This is a genomic window from Klebsiella terrigena, assembly GCF_012029655.1.
Lineage (GTDB): Bacteria > Pseudomonadota > Gammaproteobacteria > Enterobacterales > Enterobacteriaceae > Klebsiella > Klebsiella terrigena.
On record NZ_CP050508.1, the window covers coordinates 140,121 to 154,515 of the forward strand.

15 protein-coding genes are annotated in these 14,395 nt (G+C 58.7%); 7 read left to right on the top strand and 8 right to left on the bottom strand.

Annotation, left to right across the window (positions count from 1 at the left end; translation table 11 throughout):
• Position 1 precedes the first annotated feature (1 nt).
• Together tdh and HCK03_RS00675 are read left to right on the top strand one after the other, a co-directional pair.
• On the top strand, positions 2–1,027 hold the full coding sequence (tdh, locus tag HCK03_RS00670) for an L-threonine 3-dehydrogenase (protein WP_041143208.1): 1,026 nt from the start codon (positions 2–4) through the stop codon (positions 1,025–1,027).
• Positions 1,028–1,224: 197 nt separating this feature from the next.
• On the top strand, positions 1,225–2,022 hold the full coding sequence (locus tag HCK03_RS00675) for a glycosyltransferase family 2 protein (protein ID WP_167691024.1): 798 nt from the start codon (positions 1,225–1,227) through the stop codon (positions 2,020–2,022).
• Here the strand turns inward: HCK03_RS00675 and HCK03_RS00680 are convergent.
• The 3 genes from HCK03_RS00680 to gpmM are packed head-to-tail and all read right to left on the bottom strand — an operon-like array spanning position 2,019 to position 5,795.
• The gene (locus tag HCK03_RS00680; RefSeq protein WP_041143206.1) at positions 2,019–2,966 is read right to left on the bottom strand and encodes a divergent polysaccharide deacetylase family protein; all 948 of its coding nucleotides are present in this window, start codon (positions 2,964–2,966) and stop codon (positions 2,019–2,021) included. The genes HCK03_RS00675 and HCK03_RS00680 overlap by 4 nt on opposite strands.
• Positions 2,967–2,969: 3 nt before the next feature.
• A complete protein-coding gene (gene envC / locus HCK03_RS00685) occupies positions 2,970–4,241 on the bottom strand; it encodes a murein hydrolase activator EnvC (protein ID WP_041143205.1) in 1,272 nt (423 codons plus the stop codon).
• A 9-nt stretch (positions 4,242–4,250) separates the two neighbouring features.
• Positions 4,251–5,795: a 2,3-bisphosphoglycerate-independent phosphoglycerate mutase gene (gene gpmM, locus HCK03_RS00690; protein ID WP_041143204.1), complete on the bottom strand. Its 1,545-nt coding sequence runs from the start codon at positions 5,793–5,795 to the stop codon at positions 4,251–4,253.
• A gap of 245 nt (positions 5,796–6,040) precedes the next feature.
• On the opposite strand from gpmM, the gene HCK03_RS00695 reads away from it, so the two are divergent.
• From HCK03_RS00695 to cysE, 5 genes are all read left to right on the top strand, one after another.
• Positions 6,041–6,472 carry a rhodanese-like domain-containing protein gene (locus HCK03_RS00695; protein ID WP_076946268.1) on the top strand — a complete coding sequence of 144 codons (432 nt, stop codon included), beginning with the start codon at positions 6,041–6,043 and terminating at the stop codon, positions 6,470–6,472.
• Between the two features lie 109 nt (positions 6,473–6,581).
• Positions 6,582–6,833 carry a glutaredoxin 3 gene (gene grxC, locus HCK03_RS00700; protein ID WP_041143202.1) on the top strand — a complete coding sequence of 84 codons (252 nt, stop codon included), beginning with the start codon at positions 6,582–6,584 and terminating at the stop codon, positions 6,831–6,833.
• Positions 6,834–6,891: 58 nt separating this feature from the next.
• Complete coding sequence (gene secB, locus HCK03_RS00705) at positions 6,892–7,359, top strand: protein-export chaperone SecB (protein ID WP_041143201.1); 468 nt, start codon at positions 6,892–6,894, stop codon at positions 7,357–7,359.
• Positions 7,359–8,375, top strand: a complete 1,017-nt coding sequence (gene gpsA, locus HCK03_RS00710) for an NAD(P)H-dependent glycerol-3-phosphate dehydrogenase (protein WP_041143200.1) — start codon at positions 7,359–7,361, stop codon at positions 8,373–8,375. The genes secB and gpsA overlap by 1 nt, the downstream gene beginning before the upstream one ends.
• Positions 8,376–8,455: 80 nt before the next feature.
• A complete protein-coding gene (gene cysE / locus HCK03_RS00715; RefSeq protein ID WP_041143199.1) occupies positions 8,456–9,277 on the top strand; it encodes a serine O-acetyltransferase in 822 nt (273 codons plus the stop codon).
• A 182-nt stretch (positions 9,278–9,459) separates the two neighbouring features.
• On the opposite strand, the gene trmL is transcribed toward cysE, so the two are convergent.
• From trmL to HCK03_RS00740, 5 genes are all read right to left on the bottom strand, one after another.
• A complete protein-coding gene (gene trmL / locus HCK03_RS00720; RefSeq protein WP_167691025.1) occupies positions 9,460–9,933 on the bottom strand; it encodes a tRNA (uridine(34)/cytosine(34)/5-carboxymethylaminomethyluridine(34)-2'-O)-methyltransferase TrmL in 474 nt (157 codons plus the stop codon).
• 93 nt (positions 9,934–10,026) lie between these two features.
• A complete protein-coding gene (gene lldD, locus HCK03_RS00725) occupies positions 10,027–11,211 on the bottom strand; it encodes an FMN-dependent L-lactate dehydrogenase LldD (protein ID WP_041143197.1) in 1,185 nt (394 codons plus the stop codon).
• Positions 11,211–11,984 (bottom strand): transcriptional regulator LldR, encoded by a 774-nt coding sequence (gene lldR / locus HCK03_RS00730; protein ID WP_041143196.1) that lies wholly within the window; start codon positions 11,982–11,984, stop codon positions 11,211–11,213. The genes lldD and lldR overlap by 1 nt, the downstream gene beginning before the upstream one ends.
• Positions 11,981–13,636 carry an L-lactate permease gene (gene lldP, locus HCK03_RS00735; protein WP_041147484.1) on the bottom strand — a complete coding sequence of 552 codons (1,656 nt, stop codon included), beginning with the start codon at positions 13,634–13,636 and terminating at the stop codon, positions 11,981–11,983. Before lldP ends, lldR begins: the two co-directional genes overlap by 4 nt.
• 280 nt (positions 13,637–13,916) lie before the next feature.
• Entirely contained in the window at positions 13,917–14,279 is a 363-nt protein-coding gene (locus HCK03_RS00740; protein ID WP_041143195.1) for a YibL family ribosome-associated protein, read from the bottom strand.
• Positions 14,280–14,395 lie beyond the last annotated feature (116 nt).

The window sequence follows — 14,395 nt, forward strand, 5'->3', positions numbered from 1 at the left end:
GATGAAAGCGTTATCCAAACTGAAAGCGGAAGAAGGCATCTGGATGACCGACGTACCGGAACCGGAAGTCGGCCACAACGATCTGCTGATTAAAATCCGTAAGACCGCAATTTGCGGTACCGACGTACACATCTATAACTGGGACGAGTGGTCGCAGAAGACCATCCCGGTGCCGATGGTGGTAGGGCACGAATACGTCGGTGAAGTCGTGGGTATCGGTCAGGAAGTTCGCGGCTTTAAGCTGGGCGATCGCGTTTCCGGCGAAGGTCATATTACCTGCGGCCACTGTCGTAACTGTCGCGCCGGGCGTACTCACCTGTGCCGCAACACCATTGGGGTTGGCGTTAACCGTCCCGGCTGTTTTGCCGAGTATCTGGTGATCCCGGCCTTCAATGCTTTCAAAATTCCTGACAACATTTCTGACGATCTGGCGTCGATTTTTGACCCCTTTGGAAACGCTGTCCACACCGCGCTCTCCTTCGACCTCGTCGGCGAAGATGTGCTGGTTTCCGGCGCCGGCCCGATTGGCATCATGGCGGCGGCGGTCGCTAAGCACGTCGGCGCGCGCAACGTGGTGATCACCGACGTCAACGAATACCGTCTGGGCCTGGCGCGCAAGATGGGCGTTACCCGCGCGGTTAACGTTGCGCAGGAGAGCCTTGCCGACGTGATGGCCGAACTGGGCATGACCGAAGGGTTCGACGTGGGTCTGGAGATGTCCGGCGCGCCGCCGGCGTTTCGCACCATGCTGGACACCATGAACCACGGTGGCCGTATTGCGATGCTCGGTATTCCGCCATCCGATATGTCCATCGACTGGACCAAGGTCATCTTTAAAGGCCTGTTCATCAAAGGGATTTACGGTCGCGAGATGTTTGAAACCTGGTACAAGATGGCGGCGCTGATCCAGTCAGGTTTAGACCTGTCGCCGATTATCACCCACCGTTTCGGCATTGATGATTTCCAGCAGGGCTTTGACGCGATGCGCTCCGGCCAGTCGGGTAAAGTGATTCTGAGCTGGGATTAAAGGTCCGTTGTCCGCCGCGTTAGCAGACCGATACTCGTTTTGCTAACGCATATTCTGAGCGCCTGCGGGCGCTTTTTTTTATTTAGATTTGGATAACATTTCAAGCGTACTTCATCGTAAAAGCACTATTTCTAAATCGATTTTCGGCCTGTTCGTTTATACATTTTGTTTAATCACCGCTAAACCTTATAAACACTATGCTTAAACTCACTGTATGCCTGCTGACCTGTGATTCCGCCCGCCTGCTGCGGGAGGTTTTGCCCCCGCTATTAGAAGTGGCGGACGAGTGTATTGTCGTTGATTCAGGCAGCACGGATGCGACGCTGGATATCTGCCGGCAGTTCGGATTGCAGGTTCATCACCACGCCTATACCGCCCACGGAGCGCAGATGAACTACGCCACGGCGCTGGCCAGCCATGACTGGGTGCTGTGTATGGACAGTGACGAAATCCTTGATGCCGAGGCGGTGGCTGCCATTCTAAGGCTCAAAGCCGGGGAGGAGATCGATCCTGACTGCGCGTGGCGTCTGCCGCGCTACTGGTATGTTCTGGGGGAGGCGGTCAGAACCATTTACCCCGTTTCATCGCCGGATTACCCGGTCCGCTTATTCAACCGCACCGTGGCGGCCTTTAACGATCGCCCGGTGGACGATCGCGTCGTCGGCCACAGCCGCTCAATCAGGCTGCCCGGCCGCGTGCGTCACGATACCTTCTACTCGCTGCATGAAGTCTTTCATAAGCTCAATAGCTATACCACCCGGCTGGTGAAGCACCAGAAGATCAGGCCGTCGCTGAGCCGCGCCGCTATCAGCGCGATTGGTGCGTTTTTTAAGTGGTATCTGTTCAGCGGGGCGTGGCGTCGTGGGAAGGTAGGGCTGGTGACCGGGCTATACGCCACCTTCTACAGCTTCCTGAAATATTTTAAAGCCTGGTATGCCGAGGGGGATAAACGGGAGCCCGTGGCGGAAAAGCGCCCGGGTTCCCGATCTCTCTAGTTCGTCGGCGTATCCCAGCCCTGCCATTTCAGCTGGTAATACTGCACCAGCGCGCTCTGGCTAATGCTTTCGCTGAGGATGCTAAAGAACCGGCTGGCGTACACCGGCTCAGGCGGATGCTTCGGCTTGCAGTACTTCACGCCGCGGAACGGATTACGCGGCTTCGTTGGCGGCGCTGTCTGCGACGGCGGCGCGGTATTTGGCGTGGAGGTATCCACCTGCGGCTCGTTGAGCAGGCTGCTCGGGCGCACGAGGGTAATGTCCGACGGCAGGCTATAGACCATCTGCTGCAGCACGCGCACCGTGGTGGGGTGCGGGTGGCCGATAGCAATCGCCGAACCGTTACGCCGCGCCAGGGCGATCGCCCGGTTGAACTGAACGCGGATATCCGCTTCATTCTGCGTATCGTCGAGGAACACCTTGCGCTTAATCACCTTCACCCCGGTACCCTGCGCGGCACGCATCGCCTGGCTATTGCCGATGGTCACGCTGTCGAGGAAGTAGAGATTGTAGCGTTCCAGCGCCTGCATCACCTTCTGCATACCGAACAGGCTGGAGGTCATTGCGCTGCCCATGTGGTTGTTCAGCCCCACGGCGTACGGCACTTTGCCATAGGCTTCACGGATGATGCGCTCGATCTCCGCGCTGCTCATATCCGGGCGCAGAGTGTCTTTTTCCAGCGGCTGTTTGCTGAGCGGCGCCATCGGTAGGTGAATGAGCACCTCATGGCCGAGGCCGTGCGCTTTGGTCGCCATTTCACGGGCGTGCGGAGCATTAGGTAACACGGCGACGGAGACGGTGGCCGGCAGCGCCAGCACCTGATTTTCCGTCTGTGGACGATAGCCAAAGTCGTCAATAACAATGGAGAGTTTGCCAGCAAAAGCTGGCGCTGCGAAAGCCAGCGTACCGGCTACCGCGAGTGCAATTCTGCGAAATTGAAGCAAAACTTATCTTCCCAACCACGGCTGTGGATTGACCGCCTGACCCTGGCGACGAATTTCGAAATAGAGCGACGGACGGCCTTGACCGCCGCTGCTGCCGACGAGGGCAATTGCCTGGCCTGCCCGGACCTGAGTCCCGACGCTGACCAGCGCGCTTTGATTATAGCCGTACAGGCTCATATCGCCTTTACCGTGCTCAACGACCACCACCAGGCCGTAGCCCTGCAGCCAGTCGGCGAGGATCACCCGGCCATCGGCAATCGCTTTGACCTCGGTGCCTTCAGACGCGGCGATAACCATCCCCTTCCAACGTAGTTCACCTTGCAGCTGTTCGCCATAGCGGTGAAGCAGCGTGCCGCGAACCGGCCAGTAGGCCTGGCCGCGCGGCGAACCCAGTCCGCCGGTACGGGACATCAGCGAACGTTCGCTTTCAGATGGTTTGTAGGTGGTGCCTTTGCGGGAGGCGTCCTGCTGGCGATCGCGGACCGCCTGCGCTTCGCGGGCTTCGCGCTCCGCGCGAGCCTTAGCCGCCGCTTCTGCCTGGGCAACGCGACCGCGCAGACGCGATTCGTTGGCCCGCATTTCGCCCAGCTGCTGTTGCCCCTGCTGAATGGAGGATTCGAGGCCGGAAAGCGTCTTTTTACGCTCGTTACGCGCCTGCTCAAGCTTGGCCTGCTGCGCGCGCTGCTCGTAGACCAGCGTTTGCTGCTGGCTCTGCTTCTCTTCCAGCTCGGCTTTTTGCGCGGTGACTTCTTCACGCGTTTGCTTCAGCTGCGCGATGGTCTCCTGACGGGCCTGGTTGAGATAGCCGTAGTAGGCCTGGATACGCTGGTTGCGCTGGCCTTCTTCGCCGCTGAGGATCATCTGCATGCCGGTGTGCGGCCCCTGACGAAACGCGGCGTCCAGCTGGGCGGAGAGGTTGCGCTCCTGCGAGGCGCGCTGACGCTCCAGTTTGGCGATAGAGGCGTTCATCTCGTCAATCTGCTTGTTCAGCTGGGTCAGGGTGGCCTGGGTTTCGCGCAGCTTGCGGGCAGCGGCGGAGATGGCTTCTTCCTGGCTCTTTAGCTGAGCGAGCAGGGAAGCGCGCTGCTGTTGCTGCTGCTGTATCGCACGCTGTTTAGCGGCAATATCGGCCTGAATGGATTTTAGCTGATCGCGATCGTCCGCGTGGGCAGGTACGGCGCACAGCAATACGCCAGCGCTAAACGCGCTGGCGTAAAGAACGGATCGCACCGTGGTTGCGATCCATGTATTTGAATAAGTCGCCTTTCCCCTCATGGGGAAGGATTATTCCACGATGAACAGCGGCTTGCCAGTCATCTCTTGCGGGATTTCCATTCCCATCAGCGACAGCATGGTCGGCGCGATATCGGAAAGTTTGCCATCTGCGGCCGCTTTCACGGTTTTATCACCGACGTAGATCAGCGGTACCGGCAGGTTGGTGTGGGCAGTATGAGCCTGTCCGGTAGAAGGGTCACGCATCTGCTCAGCGTTGCCGTGATCGGCGGTGATCAGCAGCTGGCCGCCAGCGGCTTCGACTGCGTTAACCACCTGTTCGACACAGTTATCCAGCGTTTCAACGGCTTTAATCGCCGCTTCCATAACCCCGGTGTGGCCGACCATATCGCCGTTTGGATAGTTGCAGATGATGGTGTCGTACTCGCCGCCTTTGATGGCCGCAACCAGTTTTTCAGTCAGCTCGGCGGAGCTCATTTCCGGCTGCAGATCGTAGGTCGCGACTTTCGGAGAGTTGATCAAAATACGCTCTTCGCCTTTAAACGGCTCTTCGACGCCGCCGTTAAAGAAGAAGGTGACGTGCGCGTATTTTTCCGTTTCGGAGATACGCAGCTGCGTTTTATCGTTTTTGGCCATCCATTCGCCGAAGGTGTTTTCCAGAGAAGCCGGCGGGTAGGCGCAGGCGACTTTGATATCCGCGGCGTATTCGGTCAGCATCACGAAATCGAGCTTAACCGTTTTCTTACGCGCAAAGCCGTCGAAATCAGCGTTGACGAAGGCGCGGGTGATTTCACGGGCGCGGTCAGCGCGGAAGTTCATGAAAATCAGCGCATCGCCGTCTTCCATTGCCGCATCGGCCTGGCCGGCGGCGCGGATCACGGTGGCTTTAACGAACTCGTCGTTTTCATCACGGGCGTAGGCGGCCTGCAGACCGGCAACGGCGCTATCGGCCTGGAACTCGCCCTGTGCCAGGGTCATCAGGTTATACGCCTGCTCGACGCGATCCCAGCGGTTGTCGCGGTCCATCGCGTAGTAGCGACCGATAATAGAGGCCACGCGGCCTTTGCCGAGGGCGGCAAATTTATCTTCGAACTTCGCCAGCGTTTTTTCCGCACTGCGCGGCGGAGTATCGCGGCCGTCGAGGAACGCGTGCAGGTAGATTTTTTCCGCGCCGCGCTCCGCTGCCAGTTCAACCATCGCCATGATGTGGTCTTCGTGGCTGTGAACGCCGCCGGGAGACATCAGGCCCATGATGTGAACCGCTTTGCCCGCAGCCGTCGCTTTGTCTACCGCCGCGGTCAGTACCGGGTTAGCAAAGAACGTCCGCTCTTTGATTTCAACATCGAGACGGGTCAGGTCCTGGTAAACGATACGACCGGCGCCAAGGTTAACGTGGCCCACTTCGGAGTTGCCCATCTGGCGATCCGGCAGGCCCACTTCGAGACCTGAAGCATCAATCAGCAGATGAGGGCGTTTCGCCCACAGCGCGTCCATAACGGGAGTTTTTGCGCTATAAATAGCGTTATCCTGCTGCTCTTCACGGTAGCCATAGCCATCCAGAATGACCAGTACCATAGGTTTTTTAGAAACCGACATTGCGACAACCTCATGCTCAAAGACAGAAAATTTGCGTAATTTTACTACAGCTGAATCGATCAAATCACCGTAAAAGATCAAAGAAAGAGAGCGGCCGCGCCGCAGGGGAGCGGCAAGGGGGAATTTTTTTCGTGGCGTGCCGCAGAAAATGCATTACATCACGCTCACTGGCTGTATTTGCCGCAATGCACAGGTATACTCCTTGCCTGGTTTTTTTATCACTTAGTCGGGAGTTGTAACCCCCCATGCAAGAAATTATGCAATTCGTCGGCCGTCACCCCGTCCTGAGCATCGCGTGGATCGCGCTGCTGGGTGCGGTGCTGTTCACCACCTTTAAAGGGCTGACGTCGAAAATTAAAGTCATTACCCGTGGTGAAGCGACGCGTCTGATCAACAAAGAAGATGCGGTCGTTGTCGACCTGCGTCAGCGTGACGATTTCCGTAAAGGCCACATTGCCGGTTCCCTCAACCTGCTGCCGAGCGATATCAAGGCAAATAACGTGGGTGAGTTGGAAAAGCACAAAGCACAACCCATTATAGTGGTAGACGGTTCCGGTATGCAGGCGCAAGACCCTGCGAGCGCGCTGAATAAAGCCGGATTCGAGAAGGTCTTTGTACTGAAAGAAGGCATTGCCGGCTGGAGTGGTGAAAACCTTCCGCTGGTACGCGGCAAATAATTTACCCCACGCCTCTATGACGTAGCAGGGTTCCCTCCTTGCGGCTAGCCGCTGGGGGAGCGCCTTGCCTGCGGCCTAAAATCCTCAGGGTAAAAACAGGAGTGAAGTCATGGCCAATATTGATATCTATACCAAAGCGACCTGCCCGTTCTGCGTGCGTGCTAAAGCACTGTTGAACAGCAAAGGCGTGACGTTCAACGAGCTGCCGATCGATGGCAACGCGACGAAGCGTGAAGAGATGATCCAACGCAGCGGTCGGACAACGGTCCCGCAGATTTTTATTGATGAACAGCACATTGGCGGCTGTGACGACTTGTATGCGCTTGATTCACGTGGTGGACTTGATCCCCTGCTGCGCTAATTTTGCGTCCACCCAGGCCGGGTAGGCGTATTTAAGGACAACACGAAAGGGTTTTACTATGTCAGAACAAAACAGCACCGAAATGACTTTCCAGATCCAGCGTATTTATACCAAGGATATCTCCTTCGAAGCGCCGAATGCTCCGCAAGTTTTCCAGAAAGATTGGCAGCCGGAAGTTAAACTTGATCTGGATACCGCTTCCAGCCAGCTGGCTGAAGGCGTCTATGAAGTGGTGCTGCGTGTGACCGTAACCGCCGCGCTGGGCGAAGAAACCGCATTCCTGTGTGAAGTACAGCAGGGCGGCATTTTCTCCATCGAAGGCATTGACGGCAACCAGATGGCACATTGCCTCGGTGCATACTGCCCGAACATCCTGTTCCCGTATGCGCGTGAGTGCATTACCAGCCTGGTTTCTCGCGGTACCTTCCCGCAACTGAACCTTGCGCCAGTGAACTTCGATGCGCTGTTCATGAACTATCTGCAGCAGCAGGCTGGCGAAGGTGCCGAACAACATCAGGATGCCTGATGAACGAACTTAATGCTGCAATGACTGTGATCGGTGCCGGCTCTTACGGCACCGCTCTTGCCATCACCCTGGCAAGAAATGGCCATCACGTTGTGCTCTGGGGCCATGACCCTAAGCACATCGCGACGCTGCAAAACGATCGCTGCAACGCCGCTTTTCTTCCCGACGTCTCCTTCCCCGATACGCTGCATCTGGAGAGCGATCTGTCGACCGCCCTGGCCGCCAGTCGCGATATTCTGGTTGTCGTTCCGAGCCACGTCTTTGGTCAGGTTCTGCGCCAGATTAAGCCGCTGATGCGTGCCGATGCGCGCCTGGTGTGGGCGACGAAAGGTCTCGAAGCTGAAACCGGTCGCCTGCTGCAGGACGTCGCGCGGGAAGCGCTGGGGGAAGATATTCCGCTGGCGGTGATCTCCGGCCCAACCTTTGCGAAAGAGCTGGCCGCAGGGCTGCCGACGGCCATCTCCCTGGCCGCGACGGATCCGCAGTTTGCCGACGATCTCCAGCACCTGCTGCACTGCGGTAAAAGCTTCCGCGTCTATATCAATCCGGACTTTATTGGCGTCCAGCTTGGCGGCGCGGTGAAAAACGTTATCGCCATTGGTGCCGGGATGTCCGACGGTATCGGCTTTGGCGCCAATGCGCGTACCGCGCTGATTACTCGTGGTCTGGTCGAGATGTCTCGCCTGGGCGCGGCGCTGGGCGCCGATCCGGAAACCTTTATGGGGATGGCGGGTCTGGGCGATTTGGTACTGACCTGTACCGACAACCAGTCGCGTAACCGTCGCTTCGGCATGATGCTCGGTGAGGGCATGGATGTACAAAGCGCGCAGGATAAGATTGGTCAGGTGGTTGAAGGCTACCGCAATACCAAGGAAGTTCGCGTTCTGGCACAGCGTTTAGGTGTCGAAATGCCAATAACCGAGGAAATTTATCAGGTATTGTATTGCGGAAAAATTGCGCGCGAGGCAGCATTGACCCTATTAGGTCGCGCACGCAAGGACGAGCGCAGCAATTAGCCTTAAAGGAACCTTTGTCACCTCGATGACCCGGTCAGCATAGAACTGGCCGGTCATTATGCTATCGCCTGGAGTCAGCAATGCCGTGTGAAGAACTGGATATCGTCTGGAATAATATTAAAGCCGAAGCCCGGGCTTTAGCTGACTGTGAGCCGATGCTTGCCAGTTTCTACCACGCCACGCTGCTTAAGCACGAAAACCTCGGCAGCGCCCTGAGCTATATGCTGGCGAACAAGCTGGCCTCGCCGATTATGCCTGCCATCGCGATTCGTGAAGTGGTGGAAGAGGCCTATGCCGCCGACCCGGAAATGATCGCCGCCGCCGCCTGTGATATTCAGGCCGTGCGTACTCGCGACCCGGCGGTCGATAAATACTCCACGCCGCTGCTGTACCTCAAAGGATTCCACGCGCTGCAGGCCTACCGCATCGGGCACTGGCTGTGGAATCAGGGCCGGCGTGCGCTGGCCATTTTCCTGCAAAACCAGGTCTCAGTCTCCTTCCAGGTCGATATCCACCCGGCGGCGAATATTGGCCGTGGGATCATGCTCGACCACGCCACCGGCATTGTGGTTGGCGAAACGGCGGTGATCGAGAACGACGTCTCAATTCTGCAATCCGTTACCCTTGGCGGTACCGGTAAAACCAGCGGCGATCGCCATCCAAAAATCCGCGAAGGCGTGATGATTGGCGCCGGAGCCAAGATCCTCGGCAATATCGAAGTGGGACGCGGGGCCAAAATCGGCGCCGGTTCCGTCGTGCTGCAGCCGGTTCCGCCGCATACCACCGCCGCCGGCGTTCCGGCGCGCATCGTCGGCAAGCCGGAGAGCGATAAGCCGGCGATGGATATGGATCAGCACTTTAACGGCATCCACCATACGTTTGAGTACGGCGACGGGATCTAGCGTCAGGCTATCTTAGCTGCCCGCCTGAACCCGGGCGGTGCTCGCCATCCTTACGCGCTGCGTGCACGTGGCGGCGATGCGCGACCCCTTTCAATCTGACTGCGCCGATAGCGCCGGGCATTGCGGGCGGGCGACTTAACCCGCATAAAGCGCAGCGCGCCGCAGTCCGTGAATGGCTCAGCTTAGCTACGCAGCACCGCGCCCGGATACCCCAGCTGGCGCCAGGCTTCATACACCACCACCGACACCGCGTTTGACAGGTTCATGCTGCGGCTGTCCGGCATCATCGGAATACGGATTTTCTGCTGCGCCGGCAGGGCATCAAGAATGCTGGCCGGCAGACCGCGCGTTTCCGGGCCAAACAGCAAAAAATCACCGTCGTGATAGCTCACCGCGCTGTGGGCGGGCGTGCCTTTGGTGGTCAGCGCAAACAGGCGCTGCGGCCTGGCGCTGTCGACAAACGCCGCATAGTCGCGATGCCGCTGAACGGCGGTAAACTCGTGGTAATCCAGCCCGGCCCGGCGCAGACGCTTATCGTCCCAGGCGAAGCCCATCGGCTCGATGATATGCAGGTTAAAGCCGGTGTTGGCGCACAGGCGGATAATATTGCCGGTGTTCGGCGGGATCTCTGGTTCGAATAGTACAATGTTCAGCATGCTGCCCTGTCTCATTAGGCTCTTGATGGCGAGGGCAGAATAGCAGATATTTCCCCGGCCCTCATCCCTGCGGGAGAGCGCCGGGCGGGCGGATTACGCGGCGTTACCCGGCTTGAGCGCGCTGAAGGTCTGCAGCGCTTCGGCGTTTTGCACCAGCGAATCGCGGCTGATTTCGCCGATGGTTTTGGTTCCGGTCAGGGTCATCGCCACCTTCATCTCTTTCTCAATCAGGTTCAGCAAATTCGCGACCCCCTGCTTGCCGTGCGTCGCCAGGGCGTACAGATAGGCGCGGCCGAGCAGCACGCTGTCGGCGCCCAGCGCAATCATCCGCACCACGTCGAGACCGTTGCGAATCCCGCTGTCGGCAAGAATAGCGATATCGCCCTTCACCGCGTCGGCGATGGCGGGCAGCGCGCGGGCGGAGGAGAGAACGCCGTCGAGCTGGCGGCCACCGTGGTTAGAAACCACGATCCCGTCGGCGCCGAAGCGCACCGCATCGCGCGCATCCTGCGGATCGAGGATCCCCTTGATCACCATCGGGCCGTCCCAGAATTCGCGGATCCACTCCAGGTCTTTCCATGAAATAGACGGATCGAAGTTGTTGGCCAGCCAGCCGATATAGTCCTCAAGGCCGGTCGGTTTACCGAGATAGGCGGAGATATTGCCGAGGTCGTGCGGGCGGCCGTTCAGGCCAACGTCCCAGGCCCACTGCGGGTGGGTCATCGCCTGCCAGTAGCGGCGCATCGCCGCATTTGGGCCGCTCATTCCGGAGTGGGCGTCGCGATAGCGGGCTCCCGGCGTTGGCATATCCACGGTAAAGACCAGCGTGGAACAGCCCGCAGCCTTCGCGCGCTCCAGCGCGTTGCGCATAAAGCCGCGATCGCGCAGGACGTACAGCTGGAACCACATCGGCCGCTTGATGGTCGGGGCGACCTCTTCAATCGGGCACACGGAAACGGTAGAAAGGGTAAAGGGAATGCCTTTATCATCCGCCGCACCCGCCGCCTGCACTTCGCCGCGACGGGCGTACATTCCGCACAGCCCGACCGGCGCCAGCGCCACCGGCATGGAGAGCTTCTCTTTGAACAGCGTGGTTTCCAGGCTCAGGTCCGACATATTTTTCAGCACCCGCTGGCGCAGCGCCACGTCGGATAGGTCCTCAACGTTGCGACGCAGCGTGTGCTCGGCGTAGGCACCGCCGTCGATATAGTGGAACAGGAACGGCGGCAGGATACGCTGGGCGGCGGCGCGGTAGTCGCTGGCGGCTGAAATAATCATCACGAGTTCTCCCTGGAATTTTCATTGTGGTCACCGGGCAGGCGGGTAATGCGCGCCTGCCGGGCCTGGTCTTCATCAAAATGTTTAATCGTGGCGTGCACGAAGCCCAAATGGGCCATCATCGCCTGCCGCGCGCCCTCGGCGTCAGCGGCAAAAATCGCGTCCATCACGGCCTGATGCTGCTCGGTCAGGCGGGCGAAAACCGGCGGCACGAGGTACATCCGCTGGCGGCTCTCCTTGACCGACGACTGCAGGAGGTCGAAAAAGCCGCGCATGGTTTGCAGCAGCACCACGTTGTGCGACGCCTCGGCAATCGCCAGATGGAAGCGGACGTCGGCCTGGGAGGCCAGATCCGGGTCTTCGCTCTGGGTGGCTTCAAAGCACAGGCGAATTTTCTCTTTTTCAGCATCGGTTGCCCGCATCGCGGCATGCCAGGCGGTGCTGGCCTCAATGGCGTGGCGGGCTTCGAGAATATCAAAACTGTAGTCGGGGTCGTCGGCGAGCAGCGTTTTCAGCGGCTGCACGATATTCTGTTCCGACCACGCCTCGTGCTGCCAGCGGACAAAGGTTCCGCCGCCGCGCCGGCTCAGCAGGAGCCCTTCGTTAACCAGCATCGCCAGCGCCTCGCGCAGCGAGTTACGCGACACGCCGAGCTGGGCGGCCAGCTGCCTTTCGGCGGGCAGTCGCATGCCCGCCTCGAGGTTTTGTTCTTCAATCAGCTCCCGCACGCGCTGGGCTACGTCATCGGCGAGGCGCTTTGGCATCACTATCACGGGATCATCCAGGTTAAGACGTAGGCCTGCAGCGTGGTGATGACGCCGACCATACAGGTAAAGATCAGGCTATGTTTGACGGTAAAGCGGAACAGGTCGGACTCCCTGCCCACCAGGCCTACCGCCGCACAGGCGATGGCGATGGACTGCGGGGAGATCATCTTCCCGGTGACTCCGCCGGTGGTGTTGGCGGCAACCAACAGGATATCGGAGACGCCAATTTGCTGGGCCGCGGTGGCCTGCAGCGCGGCGAACAGCGCGTTCGACGAGGTATCTGAACCGGTCAGGAACACTCCCAGCCAGCCGAGGAACGGCGAGAAGAAGGTAAACGCGTGGCCGGTATGCGCCAGGGCGAGCGCCAGCGTCGACGACAGTCCGGAGTAGTTGGAGATAAACGCGAACGCCAGAACCATGCCGATGGAGTAAATCGGCAGCGCCAGCTCCTTGAGCGTGCTGCCAAAGGTGATCAGCGCGTCTTTCGGCTTCATGCGCAGCCAGACCACGGAAAGTATCGCCGCGAACAGAATGGCGGTACCGGTCGCCGACAGCCAGTCGAATTTATACACCGCGGCGTAAGGCGTCGCGGCGCTGACCACCGGCGGCATGCGCGCGACCATCTTATCGAGGAACGGTACGGAGATATTGATCACGAAGTCATACATTGCCCCGCCCGGCGCAAACAGGGCCTTGAACGGCGGGATGCTCCACAGCGTGACGGTGGCGGTCAGGAACAGGAACGGCGACCAGGCGCGAACGATCTGTCCGGCGGTGTAATGCGTGCGCGCCAGGGTTTGATCGACCTGCGCGGCGCCCATATCGCCAAAGCGGAAGATGCGCACCGGCTGCCAGCGCTTGAGGAACAGGGTCAGACAGACCAGCGACACCAGCGAGGAGATGATATCCGGCAGCTCCGGGCCAAGGAAGTTTGAGCTGAGGTATTGCGCAATCGCAAAGGAGCCGCCGGCGACCATGACCGCAGGCCAGGTCTCTTTGACGCCGCGCCAGCCGTCCATAATCGCCATAATCCAGAACAGCACGATGATCGTCAGGAACGGCAGCTGGCGTCCGACCATCTGGCCGATGGCGAAGCTGTCGATACCGGTGACCTGGCCGGCGACCAGAATGGGGATCCCCATCGCCCCGAAAGCGACCGGCGCGGTGTTAACGATCAGGCACAGGCCCGCGGCGTACAGAGGATTAAAGCCGAGGCCCACCAGCAGCGCGGCGGTAATCGCCACCGGGGCACCAAAGCCCGCCGCCCCTTCAAGGAAGGCGCCGAAGGAGAAGCCGACGATCAGCATCTGCAGGCGCTGGTCGGGGGTAATGGAGAGAATGGACGAGCGGATAATCTCGAACTGCCCGGTCTTCACCGAAATTTTGTAGACGAATACGGCGGCAATAATAATCCAGGCGATGGGCCACAGGCCGTAGAAGAAGCCGTAAACCACCGAGGTCAGCGCGCGATCGACCGGCATTTTATAGAACAGCAGCGCCACCGACAGCGCAATCGCGACGGTCCAGGTAGCGGCAACGTACCCTTTGAGCTTGAGCTTTATCAGGGCAAAAAAGAAAAACAGAATCGGTAGCGATGCGATAAAGCTTGAGAGCCAGATATTACCGGCCGGATCGTAATTTTGTTGCCAGATGCTCATGCAGGTCTCCATCGGGCCACCACGATGCTGTGCTGAGTCTGCGCTCCTTGCAGGTCACATCGTTTGTAAAATTGGCCCAGCCAATAGGGGGTTGTAGGGTTAGCGACAACGAATGGTTAACCAAATGTTATTAATGAGCAATATGGTTGTGACGAAAAATGATGGATATGTGAACTATTTGACGGTTTAAGAAATAATTGGTTGGGCCAATCGGAGCGGTGTGAAGAGGGAGCGTCTTGAGAATGGAAAATCCCCTCTCCGGGCGGAGAGGGAAGGGGGATCAGAAGGCGATTTTAGAGAAGCCGGTCATTTCCGTGAGCTTCATTTCGCGACCCAGCGCGGTCATCGGGTGCACGATAACCAGGCCACGCACGCTTTTTTTCAGCTTGCCCATATCGGCCTGCTCTTTTTTGGTGATCGCGCGGCGGTGCGGCAGGCTCATGAGCTTTTGCGCTTCTTTGCTCAGCTTCTGGCCCTGAACATCGCGCAGGCGCTCGATTTCCGCTTCAATGGTCTCTTTTTCTTTGTCCAGCTCGGCGTATTTGTCCGCAGCTTCAACCAGCGACATATCGGCCTGCTGATGACGGATGGCGTCGAGACGGTCGCTCAAACGCTTGATTTCATTCTTTTCGACTTCATTCATGGTGATTTAATCTATTAATAAAGGGGGTTCGACGCCATATAGTATGGGCTGTGAGTGCTGTTGTGGGTAGTTATTTATCGAAATCCCGCGGCTTTTCCCCGCGAAGTATCCTGCAA